Consider the following 17,368-nt stretch of genomic DNA (forward strand, 5'->3'; position numbering starts at 1 on the left):
GGTACGCGCGCATGCACGAAGTGCGGATTGTGCGAGACGCGCACCCACGCGGTGCCGGGTGTCGGCAGCGCGCGTACCGGCATCGTGTTCGTGGGTGAGGCGCCGGGTGCCGACGAAGACGCGAAGGGCGAGCCGTTCGTCGGTCGGGCGGGGCAGCTGCTCACGAAGATCATCGCGGCGATGGACGAGGCCGCGCTGATTCCAGGCGTGCCGCTCAACCGCGAGACGGTCTACATCTGCAACGTGCTCAAGTGTCGGCCGCCCGAGAATCGCAATCCGCTGCCGCACGAGATCGAGAGCTGCTCGCCCTACCTGCACCGACAGCTCGAAGCCCTTCAGCCCCGCATCATCTGTTGCCTCGGAAAGTTCGCCGCCGAATTGTTAGTAGGTTTGAAGGGCACGATCGGCGGGCTTCGCGGGAAGATTTATCGCTTTCGTGGCGCCAAGCTGCTGGTGACGTACCATCCGGCGGCGTGCCTCCGAAACCCGGCCTACAAGCGGCCGGTGTGGGAAGACATGCAACTCCTCGCACGCGAGTACTTGAAGGACCAGTAGCCCGGCGAGTCCTCCTCGCCGATTCATCAGGAACGCTGCGAATCGACTGATTCCCCCCCGGGAGACCCTTCATGACCGACATGCTCTCGCGCTCCCTCTCGGGCCTCTCCGAAGGACCGGTTCCACCGCAGTCGCTCGATGCCGAGCGTGCGGTGCTGTCCGCATGTCTGCTCGGCGCCGAGGCGATCGGACGCGCCGTCGAGAAGATCGACTCGAGCGTTTTCTACCGCCCCGCGCATCAGAAGATCTTCGATGCCTGTATCTCGCTCTACAACCGAAACGAGCGCGCGGATCTCATCACGGTGACCGAAGAACTGCGCATGCGGGGCGAGCTCGAAAGTGCGGGTGGCCCTGCGGCACTCGCGCAGTTGCTCGAATCGGCGACCACCACGGCGAACGTCGAAGAGCACGTGCGCATCGTGGCGTCGAAGGCGGTGCTGCGGCAGTTGATTCGCGCGTCGCAGGAGATCCAGGGCGAGTGCTTCTCGGGTTCGGACGAGACTCAGAACATTCTCGACCGCTCCGAGCAGAAGATCTTCGCGATCACCGACTCGCGCGTGCGCCAGGGATTCGTGACGCTGAAGGATCTTCTCAAGCCGACCTTCAAGCACATCCAGGAGCTCTACGAGCGCAAGGTGTTCGTCACCGGCGTACCGTCGGGCTACGACGACCTCGACAAGATGACGGCAGGCTTTCAGGCGGGTGATCTGATCATCATCGCGGGTAGGCCTGCCATGGGAAAGTGTCTCGCTGCGCATACTCTGATCGACGACCCGGACACAGGAGCGCGCGTGACGCTCGAAGAGTGCGTGCGCCGGCAGATGACGCGCGTCATGGGCATCGACGATCGGGGTCGTGTGCGCGCCGCCCCGATCTCGGCGTGGGTCGACAGCGGAGAGCAGCCGACCTATCGCGTGATCACGCGAACCGGTCGCGAGGTCGAAGTGACCGGTCATCATCCATTCCTGACCGTCCATGGCTGGCAGCCACTTCACGATCTGCCGGTGGGTTCGAAGATCGCGGTGGCGCGAAGCTTGCCGGTCTTCGGCTCGGATGAATCCTGGAGCCTCGAACGAGTGCGGCTCCTCGCTTACTTCATCGCCGAGGGCGGGCTCACGAGCCGGTGCCCGAACTTCACCAATACCGACCCTGTCATCGTCTCGGATTTCCACGAGTGCATCGAGCGCGAGTTTCCATCCACGCATACGAGGCTCCAGGATTCGCGTGGCATCACGTGGCGGGTATCACGCAAGCGGAACTGGCCTGAGGAGATCGCGGACCGCGTCCATCCTGTCACCGACTGGCTCGACAAACTTGGACTCATGGGCAAGAAGTCTGATTCGAAGTCCTTCCCGGCAGAAGTGTGGTGCTGGAGTCGCGAGCGCCTCGTCGAGTTCCTCAAGACGCTGTTCTCGTGCGACGGGACGATCTGCTCCATGTGGGGCGATCCGCGCATCGAGTTCACCGTCGCCTCTCGCAGTCTGGCATTCGACGTCCAACACGCGCTGTGTCGTTTGGGCGTCGTTGCCAAGCTGTGGCGGAAGACCGATCGGTCGTGGCGTGTCGAGATCACGGAGCCGGCCTCGGTGGACTGCTATCAGCACGAAGTCGGATGGATCGGTGAGAAAGCGACCCGATTCTCCGATGCATCGCCAGCCCGTCTCCCGGTTCGCGCAAGGCACTCGAACGTCGGGCATCCGTCGGCGGATGCGTGGGAACTGGTTTCGGCCGCGGCGAGTCGCAGCGGCGTTACCATCACGGAGCTCGCCAGTCGCGCGGGCGAAGCCCTCAAACGGGGCCACAATCTGCACCGCAATCGAGGGATCACGCGCACGCGACTCACCGCATTCGCCGAAGCGAGTGGCGATCCGGACCTCGGTCGCGCCGCGAGTCCCGATCTCTACTGGGACGAGATCCTCTCGATCGAGCCGGCTGGAACTCAGCAAGTGTATGACCTGAGCGTCCCCGACGGCGCGAATTTCGTGGCCGCCGATGTGTGCGTTCACAACACGTCGCTTGCCGTGAACATGGGCGAGAACGCGGCGATCCGGCACAAGGTGCCGGTCGCGATCTTCTCGCTCGAAATGAGCAAGGAGCAGCTCGCGATGCGCTTGTTGTGCTCGCAGAGCGAAGTCGCACTTCACAAGGTGCGCAGCGGCTTCCTCGGCCACGAGGACTGGCCGCGCCTCACGACCGGCGCCGGGCTGCTGAGTCAGGCGCCGATCATGATCGACGATTCGGCGTCGCCCACGATCCTCGAGATTCGCGCCAAGTGTCGGAGGCTCAAGGCCGAGAATCGGCTCGGGCTGGTGCTCATCGACTACTTGCAGTTGGTGCGGTCGGCAGGGGCGGCGGAGAATCGCGTGCAGGAGATCTCGCAGATCACGCGCGGACTCAAGGCGCTCGCGAAGGAACTCGCGGTGCCGATCATCGCGCTGTCGCAGCTCTCGCGTGCGGTGGACAGCCGTGCCGGCAACGAACGCCGACCCCAGCTCTCGGACCTGCGCGAGAGTGGGAGTATCGAGCAGGACTCGGATCTCGTGATGTTCGTGTTCCGCGAGGAGTACTACAAACGCGACGATCCGAGCTTGCGCGGCAAGGCCGAGCTGATCGTGGCCAAGCAGCGCAACGGTCCGACCGGCGAGATCGACATGACGTTTCTCCACGAGTTCACCAAGTTCGTGCCGGGATCGAACCTGATGCCGGGCGAGACGGAGCCCGGCTTCTAGCGCATGACCGACGATCTCGCGGTTCGCGGCGTGAGCTACCTCTCTCGCCGTGTCGAGGACGTGCTCGCCGAGATCGGGCGCGTCACCATGCTGATCGGCGACATCGGGCGCTCACTGATTCCCGCCCTGCGCTCGTTCCCGCTCATCGTGCAGCAGATGAGCGTGATCGGCGTCGGATCGCTGTGGCTGGTGGCGGTCGTCAGTCTGTTCACGGGTGCCGTGTCGGCGGTCCAGGCCGCCTATCAGTTCTCGAGCGTGGTGCCGCTCAAGTACATCGGCGCGGTGATCCTGCGCTCGGTCATCATCGAACTCGGGCCGGTCCTCACGGCACTCGTGGTCGGAGGACGCGTCGGCGCATCGATTGCGGCCGAGCTCGGCACCATGAAGGTGACGGAGCAGATCGACGCGCTGCAGGCGATGGCGATCAGTCCGGTGCGCTATCTGGTGGTGCCGCGCGTGATCGCGGCGATCATCATGCTTCCGGTCGTGACGGTGTTCGCCGATGCGATCGCGGTGTTCGGCGGCTACGTGGTCGCGGTCTCGACGCTCAACGTGAGTTCTCACACCTACATCGTGGGACTCAAACAATTCTTCTACATGAAGGATCTCTCGTCGGGACTGCTCAAGGCGACGTTCTTCGGCGGCATCATCGGAGTGATGGGCTGCTACTACGGTTTTCGCACCGAGGGAGGAGCCGAGGGCGTCGGCATCGCGACCACGCGCGCGGTCGTCGCTTCGTGCGTGCTGGTGCTGATCAGCGACTACGTGCTGGCCAACGTGCTGTTCCGGCTCATCTTCGCGTCGTGACGACCGTCATCGACTCCGGCCGCCCCATGATCCGCATCCGCGGATTGAGCAAGCGCCTCGGCACCCGACAGGTGCTCGACGGCCTCGATCTCGACGTCGCGCGCGGCGAGAGTCTGGTGGTGATGGGCCCGAGCGGCACCGGCAAGAGCGTCCTGCTCAAGCACATCATCGGACTCATGAAGCCCGATGCCGGGACCATCGAGGTCGACGGCGAAGAAATCACCGCACTCGGCGAGCGCGACCTCGACGAAGTGCGCAAGCGGATGGGCATGCTGTTCCAGGGGGCGGCCCTGTTCGACTCGATGACGGTCGGCGAGAACGTCGGACTTGCGCTGCGCGAGCATCAGCGGTGGCCCGAGGATCGCATTCGCGAACACGTGCGCGAGCGACTGCAATGGGTCGGCCTCGAGGGGGTCGAGAGCATGAAGCCGGCGTCGCTTTCGGGTGGCATGCGCAAGCGCGTCGGACTCGCACGCGCGATCGTCATGGATCCGGCGGTGATCCTGTACGATGAGCCGACCACCGGGCTCGACCCGATTCGCGCGGACGCGATCGACCAGCTGATTCGCAGTCTGCAGCGACGCATGGGGAGCACCGCCGTGGTGGTGACCCACGACATGGCGAGTGCGTTCAAGGTCGCGGACCGCCTGGCGATGCTGTACGGCGGCCGGGTGGTATTCCAGGGCACCGTCGAGGAAGCGCGCGCGACGCGTGATCCGATGATGCGCCAGTTCATCGAGGGCTCGAGCGAGGGGCCGATTCAGGAATGAGCCGGAGAACCGAGATTCAAGTCGGCATCACGGTGCTGGCGGCGCTGGCGATCGTGGTGGTGAGCGTGATGTGGCTGAAAGACTTCTCGATGGGTCGCGGTGCGCGGGTGTGGACCGTCGCGTTTCCGCAGACCGGGGGGCTCTCGAAGAGCGACGAAGTGCAGGTCAATGGAATCCGCAAGGGCGCGGTGGACGACGTTGCGCTGGCGGGTGACGGCGTGGTGGTGAAGCTGGCACTCGCCTCCGACGTGCACCTCACTTCCGACTCGCGCGTCGCGATCCGCAACGTGGGGCTGATGGGGGAGAAGGTCATCTCCGTCGACCTGCGCACCTCGGGGCAGCGCTACGCCGTGACCGATACGATTCCGGGCGTCTACGAGAAGGGGATTCCCGAGGTGATGGCGGAGCTCGGCGGCACGATCTCGGCGGTGAACGCGATCGCCTCGAACATGCAGGCGCTGGCGTCCACGATGAACGAGAACGGCAGCTTCGCGGCCACGCTCGCGAACTTCAAGCAGACCAGCGAGGAATTGCGCGGCGCGGTGACCGAGAATCGAGCCACGCTTCGAAACACGCTCGGTGACTTCGCGGCGGCGGCGCGCACCGCGCGCGGACTCACGACCGATCGAGAAGCGCAGCTTCGCAAGTCGCTCGACGACTTCGGGCGCGCGGCCGAGAACATGAATCGCCTCTCTTCGCGCCTCGATTCACTTCGCGCCTCCCTTCAGTCGGTGACGAGCCGCGTCGATCGCGGCGAGGGCTCGCTCGGCAAGGTGATGAAGGACGATTCGCTCTACAACGAGATCAAGGGCTCGATCCGCTCGCTCAACGATCTGATCGCGGACGTGAAGAAGAACCCGAAGAAGTATCTGCACGTGAGCGTGTTCTGATCATGAAGAAGAAGGCCGTCAAAGCCGCCCGATCGCACTTCTTCTGCACGCAGTGCGGCAACGAGGAATCGCGATGGTTCGGCCACTGCGCGAGCTGTGGCGCCTGGAACTCGGCGGCCGAAGCGCCGGCGGCGGGAAGCCCCAGCGCCGGCACCGTGCATCGTTCTTCGACCGCCGCGGCGCGCGCGCGCTGGCAACCGGGCGAGACCGCGACTGCGGTCCCGCGGCCGCTCGCGGACGTCGAGGTTTCGGACGTGCCGCGATTCCCGACCGGCATGCGCGAGCTGGATCGCGTGCTTGGCGGTGGCATCGTGCCGGGCTCCCTGCTGCTGGTCGGCGGCGACCCCGGCATCGGCAAGAGCACGCTGTTGCTCCAGGTCGCGTCGCGCCTCGCGGCGGCCGGGCGTCGCGTGCTGCTGGTGGCGGGTGAAGAGAGTGCCGAGCAGGTGCGACTGCGCGCCGAGCGACTCGGCGCGCTGCCGCAGAATCTGCTCATCCTGTGCGAGACCGATCTCGAACGCGTGCTCGAAGCGGCGGCGGCGCGCAAGCCCGACGTCATGGTGGTGGACTCGATCCAGACCATGGCGCGCAGCGATCTCGAGGGCGGACCCGGAAGCGTCACGCAAGTCCGCGAGTGCGGACTCGAACTCATGCACTTCGCAAAGGCGTCCGGCGCCGCGGTGTTCCTGGTCGGCCACGTGACGAAAGACGGCGGGGTCGCGGGACCACGCGTGCTGGAGCATCTGGTCGACGCGGTGCTCTATCTGGAAGGCGAGCGCTATCAGCAGTACCGCGTGCTGAGGGCCGCCAAGAATCGGTTCGGCTCGACCCACGAACTCGGCGTGTTCGAGATGGGCGACCGCGGACTGATCGAAGTCGACAACCCGAGTGCGGCCTTCCTGTCGGGAGGCGACCGCGAGGCACCCGGTGCGGCGGTGGTCGCGAGCCTCGAGGGTTCGCGCCCGCTGCTCGTCGAAGTGCAGGCGCTGGTCTCGACCTCGTTCTATGGCACCCCGCAACGGGTGACGAGCGGCTTCGATCCGCGCCGGCTCGCGGTGTTGCTCGCAGTTCTGGAGCGTCGCGTGGGGCTGCGACTCGGCCGCCACGACGTGTTCGTCTCGGTGACCGGCGGACTCAAGCTCGACGAGCCGGGCACCGATCTGGGCGTCGCACTCGCGGTTGCCTCGTCGTTTCGCAATCGACCGCTGCTCGCACGCACCTGTGCGATCGGCGAGGTCAGTCTGTCCGGCGAACTGCGCGCCGCGTCGCGACTCGAGCTGCGCGTGAGAGAGGCCGCACAACTCGGCTTTGCGCGCGTCGGGGCGCCGGCGGCGCAGGCCCGAGATCTCGACGTGCCCGGGATCGAGATCGTGCCGCTCGCGACCTTGCGAGAAGCGTGCGACCAGCTGCTCGGCGAGCGCGTGGAGTCGGCGGTTCCCGCCGCGGGCACCGGTGCGGTTCCCGCCGCGGGCGCCCGCGCAACCGTCGCCAGCACGCCGCCACGCGCGTCGCGTCGTGACCGCACATGAGCACGGTGGCGCTGCTGCTGTGCGCGGGGCGTGGCGAGCGCCTCGGCGCCGAAGTCGGCAAGGCGCTGGTGCCGCTCGCCTCGCGGCCACTCTTCACCTGGAGCCTCGAAGCGCTCGAGCACTGTCGCGCGATCGACGCGATCGTGGTGGTCGGTCCGGTCTCTCCGCTGCAGCACGCGCTTGCGGCGACCGGGCTCGCAATCCGCAAAGTCGTGGCGTGGACGGAAGGTGGCCGCGAGCGACAGCACTCGGTCGCGCGGGGACTTCACGTCATGCCGGAGGACGCGGAGATCGTCGCGGTGCACGACTCGGCCCGCGCGCTCGTCACGAGTGAGCTGATCGAGCGGGTGATCGAGGACGCACGAATCCATGGCGGCGCGATCGCGGCGCTGCCGATGTCCGACACGGTGAAGCGGGTTGGGGACTCGGTGATCCTCGAGACGCTTGCGCGTGAAGCGCTGTGGCGCGCACAGACGCCTCAGGCATTCCGGCGCGCATGGCTCGTCGAGGCCCACGCGAAGTCGGCATGCGCGACCGCGGTCGCGACCGACGATGCGGCGCTGGTCGAGGCGCTCGGCCACCCGGTGCACGTGACGCCGGGAGATGCGCACAACCTGAAGATCACGACGCCCGACGATCTGGCGCTCGCCGAAGTTTGGCTCGCGCGCCGCGGGATCGGCGTCACGGAGACACGCGGATGAGCGCACGAGTGGGCATCGGCTACGACATTCATCGCATCGCGGTGGGGCGACCGCTGGTGCTGGGCGGCGTGCGATTCGAGAGCCCGTGGGGGCTCGATGGACATAGCGATGCCGACGTCGTGTCGCACGCGATCGGAGATGCGCTGCTGGGCGCGATGGCGCTCGGTGATCTGGGCACGCACTTTCCACCCGGCGAACCGGCGTGGAAGGATGCTTCGAGCCTCGACCTGCTGGCGCGCATCCGTGCACTGCTCGATGCCCAGGGCGCGCGCATCGTGAACGTCGATGCGGCAGTCGCCGCCGAGGCGCCCAAACTCATGCCGATGCGCGATCGTATGCGCGAGAACGTCGCGTTCGCACTCGGGCTCGAGGTCGCTCAGGTCTCGATCAAGGCGACCACCAACGAGCGTCTGGGCGCGATCGGGCGCTCGGAAGGGATCGCAGCGTGGGCCGTCGCGATGGTGGAGGTCGGGTGAGCGTGCGGGTCCGCTTCGCCCCGAGTCCGACCGGCTGGCTGCACGTCGGCGGCGCACGTACCGCGCTGTTCAACTGGCTGTTCGCGCGCCGCCACGGCGGCGTGCTGGTGCTGCGAATCGAGGACACCGATCTCGAGCGCTCGAGTGCTGCGAGCGAACAGGCGGTGCTCGAGGACCTCGCGTGGCTCGAGCTCGACTGGGACGAGGGACCCGACCGCGGAGGCCCGCACGGACCCTATCGCCAGAGCGAGCGCATCGCGCTCTACAAAGAGCGCGCGGAGCTGCTGGTCGCTCAGGGGGCTGCGTATCCGTGTTTCTGCACCGATCACGAACTCGAGCTGCGACGCCAGGCCGCCCTGGCCGGCGGCCGGCCCCCGCACTACGACGGGCATTGCCGGACCCTGTCGCAGACGGAACGCGACGGCCTGAGAGCCGAGGGTCGTCCCGAGAGTGTGCGCTTCCGGGTCCACGACCACGACGTGGTGCTGACCGATCGCGTGCGCGGCGAGGTGCGTTTTCCGGCCGGCATGGTGGGCGACTTCGTGGTGCTGCGCGCGAATGGTCTGCCGACCTACAACTTCGCGTGTGTGGTCGACGATGCGGGCATGCAGATCACGCACGTGATCCGCGCCGACGAGCATCTCGCCAACACGCCGCGTCAGCTCATGCTTTACGCCGCGTTCGGGTGGGATCCGCCCGCATTCGCGCACGTCCCGCTGATCCTCAACCCCGATCGAACCAAGATGAGCAAGCGTGAAGGCGAGGCGGCGGTGGCGGTCGGCGACTGGCGCCGCGCGGGCTATGTGCCAGAAGCGTTGACGAGCTATCTGGCACTGCTGGGCTTTCATCCCGGCGATGATCGCGAAGTGCTCACGCGCGCGGAACTCGTCGAGGCCTTCGAGCTCGAACGAGTAGGACGAAGCGGCTCGGTGTTCGATGCCGCCAAGCTGCGATGGATGAATGCGCACTACCTGCACCATGCCGATGGCGCGACGCTCGAGCGCTGGTCGCGAGCGTTCCTGCCCGCGAGCGCGAACCAGCTGGAACCGCCGGCCCTCGAGCGCATGCTCGAGGTGGTGCGGGGCAATTTGCACACGCTGACGGATCTGCCAGTGGCGTTGGCGCCGTTTCTCGATGACGCACCGCCGATCGCGGAGGATGCCGCGGAAGCGCTGCGCTCCGAGCGTGCGGCGCCGGTGCTCGCAGCCGTCGCGAATGAGGTGAGACTGCTTGCGGAGTGGAACGCCGAAGGGTTTAGATCCGCGGTCACTGCGGCCGGCAAGGCGGTCGGCGCAAAGGGCCGCGAGCTGTTTCAGCCGGTGCGCGCCGCTCTCACCGGGCAGACTCATGGGCCGGAGCTGCCGCAGCTCGCGGAGTTGCTGGGGCGTGATCGCGTGATGTCGAGACTCGAGGCTCATTCGAAGGGCAGGGACGCTTGAAGGTTGCGATTCTCATGGGCGGGCGTTCGTCGGAACGCGAGATCTCGCTGCGGTCGGGGCGCGGCATCGCACAGGCGCTGCGTAATCTCGGGCACGAGGCACTCTCGATCGACGCGGCGGACGGGCGACTGCTGCCGGCGGGCAATGAAGAGCTCGGCGCTCCGGCGCTCGAATCGCTCGCGCCCGCCGACGAGACGGTGCTCGCACGGCCCGAAACTCTCGCGACCGCCGAGGTGGTGTTCCTGGCGCTGCATGGAGCCGCGGGCGAGAACGGCACCATTCAAGCGCTGCTCGATCTGGCCGGACGGCCCTACACGGGCTCCGGCATGCTCGCGAGTGCTCTCGCCATGAACAAGGCGATGAGCAAGCGCCTGTTCGAACGCGAAGGCGTGCCGACACCGGCGTGGCAACTGCTCGCGCCGAGCGCCGGCCCTGCGGACGTGGACGTCGAAGTGCTCGGCGGCTTCCCGATCATCGTCAAGCCGAACGAGGAAGGGTCTTCGTTCGGGCTGACCGTGGTGCGCAGTGTCACGACACTTCCAGGTGCGCTGCGCGAAGCCGGTGCGTTGGGGGAGATCCTGATCGAGAAGTTCATCGAAGGGCGAGAACTCACGGTCGCGGTGCTCGGAGACGAGTCGTTGCCGATCGTCGAGATCCGCCCCAAATCGGGGCTCTACGACTACCAGTCCAAGTACGCCGCGGGTGCGAGCGAGTACTTCTGCCCTGCCGTGCTGCCCGACGATGTCGCGCGCCGCGTCGCCGAGCTGGGCGTGCGAGCGGCACGCATTCTGGGTTGTCGCGGAGTGTCTCGCGCCGACTTTCGACTGTCGGACGATCAGGTGCCCTACTGTCTCGAAGTGAATACCATCCCCGGCATGACGCCGACGAGTCTGGTGCCGATGGCCGCGAAGGCCGCCGGCATGAGTTACGAACAGCTCGTTGCGCGCATGCTCGATCTGGCGGTTGCGCAACGACGCCCTCCCGGCGTGCCGACGCGCGCCTGAACCTCCCGGAGTTCTCATGGATCGCAGCCTGAAGTTCCTGAAGGATCTGGTCGAAGCGCACGGCGCCCCCGGCTTCGAGGGTGACGTCTCGAAAATCATGGCGGGCTATCTCAAGGGCGTCGGTCCCATCACGAAGGACCGCCTCGGAAGCTTCATCTGCGAGAAGAAGGGCACGACCGCCGGACCGCGCGTCATGCTGGCGGGTCACCTCGACGAGGTCGGCTTCCTGGTCAAGTCGGTGACCAAGGAAGGATTCGTCAAGTTCCTGCCGCTCGGCGGCTGGTGGGGCCACGTGGTGCTCGGCCAGCGACTCATCATCAAGACGCGCAAGGGCGACGTGATCGGCGTGGTCGGTTCCAAGCCGCCGCACGAGCTGATGGATGAGGACCGCAAGAAGGTGCTCGAGATTCGCCACATGTACATCGACGTGGGCGCGACCTCGGACTGGGACGTCAAGAAGAAGCTCGACATCCGACCCGGCGATCCGATCCTTCCCGACTCGTCGTTCGCTGTGATGGCGAATCCGAACCTGCTGCTCGCCAAGGCGTGGGACAACCGAATCGGCTGCGCGATCGCGGCCGACGTGGCGCTGCGGCTCAAGGGTCAGAGCCATCCGAACACGGTGTACGCGGTCGCGACCGTTCAGGAAGAGGTCGGACTGCGCGGCGCGCAGACTTCGGCGTTCTCGGTCAACCCCGACGTGGCGTTCGCGCTCGACGTGGGCATCGCCCACGACACGCCCGGCACCGAAGGCGACGAAAAGCTCGGTGGCGGTCCCCTGATCGTGATCTACGACGCGAGCGCGATCCCGAACCGGGCGTTGCGCGATCTGGTGATCGACACGGCGGAGCGGCTCAAGATGCCGTTGCAGTTCGAGTCGGTCGAGCGCGGAGGCACCGATGCAGGTCGCATCCACGTGCATGGGCGCGGCGTGCCGACGCTGTCGCTGGGCGTCGCCGCGCGCTACATCCACAGTCACGTGAGCATCATCGATCGGCGCGACTACGAGGCGACGGTCAAGCTCATGGTGGCGGTGGTGAAGCGCCTCGACGCGAAGACGGTCGACAAGCTGATCTGAGCGCTAGGCGAGCGTGACAAACCCGGCCGGATGTTCTCTATTCCGGCCATGGCCACATCCACGAACTCCGTCGCGCGGCCGTTCGAACACATGCTGCCTGCCTCCGAACGTCTGATCGAACTCGGAGTGCGGTTCGGCGTGACGCTGCTCGTCGGACTGCTGGTGCGCCAGTTGCTATTTCTGCTGGTGGCACGCGTCGAGCACTGGATTCGCAGCCTCGGTCATCAGAGCGATCACTCTCGTCAGCGCGCCGAGACGATCGGGCAGACGCTGCGCAATCTCGCGACCGTGATGGTCGGCGCCGCGGTGATCCTGCACTCGCTCGCGATCTTCGGCTGGGACGTGCGCCCGCTGCTCGCGGGTGCCGGCATCCTCGGTGTGGCGCTCGGATTCGGTGCTCAGACGCTGGTGCGCGACGTGATCGCCGGCATGTTCATCATCTTTGAAGATCAGTTTGGCATCGGCGACCTGGTCGAGGTAAACGGTCGCATCGCATCGGTCGAGGAACTGACCGTACGCTCGGCGACACTGCGCGACTTCAACGGCTATCTGCTGTTCGTTCCGAACGGCGAGATGAAGGTCGTGGTCAACCGCAGTCGCGGCTGGAACCGCATTGCGGTCGACCTGCCGGCGGCGGTCGATGCCGGCGTGCGCAGTGGCCAGTCCGATCTCGATCGACCCCAGGCGGTATCACCCGACTAGTCGCGGTTTCAATCCGGAGGAGGCACTTCCTTGGCGCTTCGAATCTACGACACGCTCACGCGCGAGAAGCGGGAGTTCGTGCCCATTACGCCGGGACGCGTGACGATGTACGTGTGCGGCATGACGGTCCAGAACAAGCCGCACGTCGGTCACATTCGCTCGTCACTGTCGGGCGAGGTGATGCGCCGCTACCTCGAGCACCTCGGATACGAAGTGATCTATGCCTACAACTTCACCGACGTCGACGACAAGATCATCGAGCGCGCGAACAGCGAAGGCGTCGAATGGCAGTCGGTCAGTCAGCGCAACATCGACGCCTACCTGAGGTTCGGTGACCTCCACAACATCAAGCGCGCCACGGTCTACCCGCGCGCGACCGAGCACATCGGCGAGATGCACGCGCTCATCGCGTCACTCATCGAGAAGGGCCACGCCTACGCGGCGGGCGGCGACGTCTACTTCGATGTCCGCAGCAAGAGTGACTACGGCAAGCTCTCGGGGCGCAAGGTCGACGACATGCGCGAGGGCTATCGCATCGAGCCGGGAGAGGCGAAGCGCGATCCGCTCGACTTCGCACTCTGGAAGGGCACCAAGCCGGGCGAGCCATCCTGGGAGAGCCCGTGGGGGCCCGGTCGCCCCGGCTGGCACATCGAGTGCTCGGCGATGGCGATGAAGCATCTCGGCGAGACGCTCGACATCCACGCCGGCGGTCAGGACCTGATCTTTCCGCATCACGAGAACGAGATCGCGCAGTCCGAGTGCGCGACCGGGCGACCGCTGGCGAATTTCTGGGCTCAGAACGGCATGGTGAATCTGGGCGGCGAGAAGATGTCGAAGAGCACCGGCAACCTGTTCTTCATCGAGGACATCGCGGCCCAGACGGATCCCGAGGTGGTGCGCTTCTACCTGCTCAGTACCCACTACAGCAGCCCGATCGACTTTACGGTCGAACGCCTCGCCGAAGCGGGGGTGGCCATCGAGCGTTTGCGGTCACCGCTCGTCCGGGCTCAGGCGTGGAAGGTCGAACCGGGTGCGCCGTCGAGCGGATGGCTCGCCGAGGCGACTGCGGAAGCCGACCGCCTGTTTCACGAGGCCATGGACGACGACTTCAACAGCGCCAAGGCGCTCGGGCATCTGTTCGACCTCGCCCGCGCGGTCAACCGGGCGCTCGACGATGGACTGGGACCCGAAGCGCGTGCAGCAGCCAGGGCCCTGCTGGACTTGGGGGGCGTGCTCGGCCTGTTCTGGCGCGAGCCTCAGGTCGAGGCGTGGCCGAGCGAGGTGCTCGAGCTGGTCCGGCTGCGGACCGAAGCCCGCAAGTCCAAGGACTGGCCCGCCGCCGACCGGATTCGTGACCAGCTGGCCGAGCGCGGCCTGGTGGTCGAGGACGGGGCCGAAGGCCCCAGGATCGTGCGCAAGAAGAGTTGAGGCTCCCCAGGGCTCGCGCTGCAATTAGCCGTTGACCCCTCCAGGACACGGGCGTAGCCTCGATAGCGGACCCGGGTACCAGAGTTTCGATTCAGGCCGAAAGACTCCGTATCCCATTTGGCCTCAATCGAGAATTCTGGTGGCAGCGAGTCCATTTTTTGTTTGGGCCTAGGCCCATGGGCACTCACTTCTGGGAAGGGACTCATGCGTCGATTCGCGAAGAGTCGGTGTTGGGCCCACATCCTCGTTCTAAGCCTCTCTCTCGTGGCGCTTGTCGGCTTGTCCGGCTCGGCCTCGGCGCGCGGTTCTGTGACCGTGCGAGACGAATCCCGCCGCACCTCGAGTGGTGATCCGGACGTTTCGGGCAACCCGAGCCGTGATGGCGGCTATGGCCCGTCGGGTGGTTGGCGGCCGGTCAAAGGCACTCGTGTGTCGAGTCAGGACAGCACGAGTGAGCTGACGTCGGAGTCGGTGGTTCTGAGAGCGATCGTGTGGGGGATGTTCCGAATTCAGTTCCTTCGTTAGGAGCTGAAGGTAGTTCTTCGGGTCCCCCAGGGCCTCAAGACGCAGTGTGACCGGAGATTCGGCGTGGCACGCGACGACCGAGATCGCATCACGCATATCGAAGAACGGCTCAGCGTTCCACCGGTGGTGGGCGAACCCACCACGGTGGAACAGCTGGAAATGCTTGCCGACCTGTATGTACAGGCCGACAGCTATCTGCCGGCCCTCGAGCTGATCGATCGCATTCTGGCGCTTCCCGAAGCGCGGGGCCTGAGCCCCGCGCGACGAGCCGCGCTCGGAAGCAAGGCGATCGCGTGTCGACTGGCGGGTGGTGACGCCAACGCCGCACTCGCGCAGGCTCGCGAGCTGCTGGTCACCGTGAACGACGACCTCGACGGCGCCGCGCTGTCGGTGCGCGTTCAACTTCAGTGTTTCGAAGCATTGTTCTGCCTGTCGCGATATGACGACGCGAAGGTCAGTGCGGATCGCGCGCTGGCAGTGGCGGAACGGGTCGGCGAGGTGCGACTGATCGCACCCTCGCTCACGGCGCTCGGCCGCGTGGCCCAGCGCCTCGGCGATACGCTTCGTGCCCGCGACCTGTTCGAGGAAGCCTTCGCGCTCTATCGCCGCCTCGGTGACGAGCCCGCCTGCGCGGTGCTCCGCAACAACCTCGGACTCCTGCACAAGAACCTGTGCGAGTGGGACACCGCGATCGCCCACTTGCGTGGTGCACTCGAGATCCAGCGCCGCCTCGGCCGACTCGCCGAGAGCAGCATGCCGCTCATGAATCTGGGCATCGTCTACCAGAAACTGGGCGACTGGGACCGGGCGCTCGAGTACTACCGCGAGGCGGAACAGGTCGCGCTGCAGATTTCGCAGCCGCTGATGCTGGCACGCGTCGCGATCGGGATGGGAAACATCGCCCGCTTTCGACACCGCTACTCCGAGGCGGAAACCCTGCTGCTCGGAGCGCTGAGCCGTGCGCGCTCCTGCGAAGCGGTGCGTGAAGAGGTGCTGGCGCTCGAGTTCCTGGGCGAGCTCGAGTACGACCGCGACGGCGCGGAACGCGCGCTGGCGCGCTACCACGAGGCGCTGCCGCTCGCCGAGCGCATCGCACCCGAAGGCGATCTGGTGGTCGAGCTGGAGCGTCGCCGCGCGGAGGCGCTGCTTCTGCTCGGGCGGTTCGACGAGGCCGAAGCGGCTTCCGAGCGCGCCGGACGGCTCGCGCGCCGCATCGACGATCGTCTCGAGCACGCCGTGACGCACCGCACCGCCGGCGCGATCGCCGAGGCACGCGGCGACCGTGAAGGCGCGCTGCACTCGTGGCGGATCGCAGCCAAGTTGCTCACCGACTGTCGTGAACGGCTCGAGCTGGCGAAAACGTTGCGGATGCTGGGTCGTGGAGTTCACGACTCGCAGGAAGCGCGGCGCCTTCTCTATCGTGCGAGTGCGCTCTACGCAGAACTCGGCGCCGACGCCGAGCTCGAGGAATGCGAGCAGGATCTCGTGCACGTCATGGCACCCGCCGCCGCGGCGCCGAATTCCGCGCACGCGACCGGACTGGGCCGCCGCCATCGCGCGCCGAGCCTGTTCGCCTCTTCGCCCGGCATGAAGCGCGCGGAGTCACTCGCGCGCCGTGCCGCCGCCACCGAACTCTCGGTGCTGGTGACGGGGGAGACCGGAACCGGCAAGGAGCTGGTCGCACGGACGATTCACGCGTTGTCGACGCGCGCTCAACGTCCGTTCCTCGCGGTCAACTGTGGCGCGTTGCGCGCCGACCTCGCGCTCTCGCAGCTGTTCGGGCATCGCAAAGGAGCCTTCACGGGAGCCCACGCCGAGGGCGTCGGGCTGGTCGAGGCGGCGCACGGCGGCACGCTGTTCCTCGATGAGGTGGGTGAGCTTCCGCATGACGTCCAGGTCACGCTCCTGCGCTTCCTCGAGACCGGCGAGTATCTGCGGCTCGGCGACACTCAGGTGCGGCGCGCGGACGTTCGCATCATCGCAGCGACCAACCGCGAGTTGCGCGGGGTCGAGGGCGAGAAGCTGTTCCGCCGTGATCTGATCTACCGGCTCAACGAGATCGAGATTCGGTTGCCGACCTTGCGCGAACGCTGCGAAGACATCGTTCCGCTGGCTCGTCACTTCCTCGTGTTCTACGGCGGTCTCGAGGGTGCGCGGTTGAGCGCCGAATCGGAGGCGGTCCTGCGTTCGTACGCATGGCCGGGCAATGTTCGCGAGCTGGAAAACGTCATGAAGCGGATCGCCGCCATGTACGGACGCGAGGGCGAGATTTCGAGCGAGGACATGCTGCCGTTCCTCGAACCGGGCGCGTGCGGAAACGTCGCGCCGCCGGCAGCCGATCGCGCGGCGACCGAGCGTGCGGATATCCTGCGCGCCTTCGAGAGTTGCGGCGGCAATCGCAGCCGTGCTGCCGAGCTTCTGGGAGTGAGTCGCAAGACGCTCTACGCGCGCCTCAAACGGCTTCACATCGATCTCGAGTAGCGGACTCGGCTTTTCCAGGATTCGAGCGTGATTCGTGAGTGGCTCGTTCCCCCTCGTGGGCGCGGGCCCTTTTTCATGCGCGACGGCGGGGTTGCCTGTCACGGGCGAGTGTCACCCCCCGTGACAGCCGCGTAAGTGATTGGCTCGCAATCGTTGAGCCTCGTTCGGTGCCTCCGAGCCACGTGTCACCCGAGCGCGTGCCGCGAGGCGGTGCGACTGCGCTCCGCCGCCCGCTCCGCCCGCGCCGCATGGAT

Annotated in this window: 14 protein-coding genes; all 14 read left to right on the plus strand. The window is 66.5% G+C overall.

The window, feature by feature from the left end:
- Positions 1-555 (plus strand): uracil-DNA glycosylase (locus HOP12_06405; protein NOT33788.1); only part of this gene is annotated, 555 nt, incomplete at its 5' end.
- A gap of 71 nt (positions 556-626) precedes the next feature.
- Entirely contained in the window at positions 627-3,284 is a 2,658-nt protein-coding gene (gene dnaB, locus HOP12_06410; GenBank protein NOT33789.1) for a replicative DNA helicase, read from the plus strand.
- 3 nt (positions 3,285-3,287) lie between these two features.
- Positions 3,288-4,091, plus strand: a complete 804-nt coding sequence (locus HOP12_06415) for an ABC transporter permease (protein ID NOT33790.1) — start codon at positions 3,288-3,290, stop codon at positions 4,089-4,091.
- A gap of 26 nt (positions 4,092-4,117) precedes the next feature.
- A complete protein-coding gene (locus tag HOP12_06420; GenBank protein ID NOT33791.1) occupies positions 4,118-4,861 on the plus strand; it encodes an ABC transporter ATP-binding protein in 744 nt (247 codons plus the stop codon).
- On the plus strand, positions 4,858-5,751 hold the full coding sequence (locus tag HOP12_06425; GenBank protein NOT33792.1) for an MCE family protein: 894 nt from the start codon (positions 4,858-4,860) through the stop codon (positions 5,749-5,751). Before HOP12_06420 ends, HOP12_06425 begins: the two co-directional genes overlap by 4 nt.
- Before the next feature lie 2 nt (positions 5,752-5,753).
- Positions 5,754-7,280 (plus strand): DNA repair protein RadA, encoded by a 1,527-nt coding sequence (gene radA / locus HOP12_06430; GenBank protein ID NOT33793.1) that lies wholly within the window; start codon positions 5,754-5,756, stop codon positions 7,278-7,280.
- Entirely contained in the window at positions 7,277-7,981 is a 705-nt protein-coding gene (gene ispD / locus HOP12_06435) for a 2-C-methyl-D-erythritol 4-phosphate cytidylyltransferase (protein NOT33794.1), read from the plus strand. The genes radA and ispD overlap by 4 nt, the downstream gene beginning before the upstream one ends.
- Positions 7,978-8,457 (plus strand): 2-C-methyl-D-erythritol 2,4-cyclodiphosphate synthase, encoded by a 480-nt coding sequence (locus tag HOP12_06440; GenBank protein ID NOT33795.1) that lies wholly within the window; start codon positions 7,978-7,980, stop codon positions 8,455-8,457. Before ispD ends, HOP12_06440 begins: the two co-directional genes overlap by 4 nt.
- A 2-nt stretch (positions 8,458-8,459) precedes the next feature.
- Positions 8,460-9,896, plus strand: coding sequence for a glutamate--tRNA ligase (locus tag HOP12_06445; GenBank protein ID NOT33796.1), 1,437 nt, complete (start codon positions 8,460-8,462; stop codon positions 9,894-9,896).
- Entirely contained in the window at positions 9,893-10,900 is a 1,008-nt protein-coding gene (locus HOP12_06450) for a D-alanine--D-alanine ligase (GenBank protein NOT33797.1), read from the plus strand. Before HOP12_06445 ends, HOP12_06450 begins: the two co-directional genes overlap by 4 nt.
- Positions 10,901-10,916: 16 nt before the next feature.
- Entirely contained in the window at positions 10,917-11,978 is a 1,062-nt protein-coding gene (locus tag HOP12_06455) for a M42 family metallopeptidase (GenBank protein NOT33798.1), read from the plus strand.
- A gap of 48 nt (positions 11,979-12,026) precedes the next feature.
- Positions 12,027-12,680: a mechanosensitive ion channel gene (locus tag HOP12_06460; protein NOT33799.1), complete on the plus strand. Its 654-nt coding sequence runs from the start codon at positions 12,027-12,029 to the stop codon at positions 12,678-12,680.
- Between the two features lie 30 nt (positions 12,681-12,710).
- Complete coding sequence (locus HOP12_06465; GenBank protein ID NOT33800.1) at positions 12,711-14,108, plus strand: cysteine--tRNA ligase; 1,398 nt, start codon at positions 12,711-12,713, stop codon at positions 14,106-14,108.
- A 588-nt stretch (positions 14,109-14,696) separates the two neighbouring features.
- A complete protein-coding gene (locus HOP12_06470; protein ID NOT33801.1) occupies positions 14,697-17,114 on the plus strand; it encodes a sigma 54-interacting transcriptional regulator in 2,418 nt (805 codons plus the stop codon).
- The last annotated feature ends 254 nt before the right edge of the window (positions 17,115-17,368 follow it).

This window comes from Candidatus Eisenbacteria bacterium, from assembly GCA_013140805.1.
Lineage (GTDB): Bacteria > Eisenbacteria > RBG-16-71-46 > RBG-16-71-46 > RBG-16-71-46 > JABFRW01.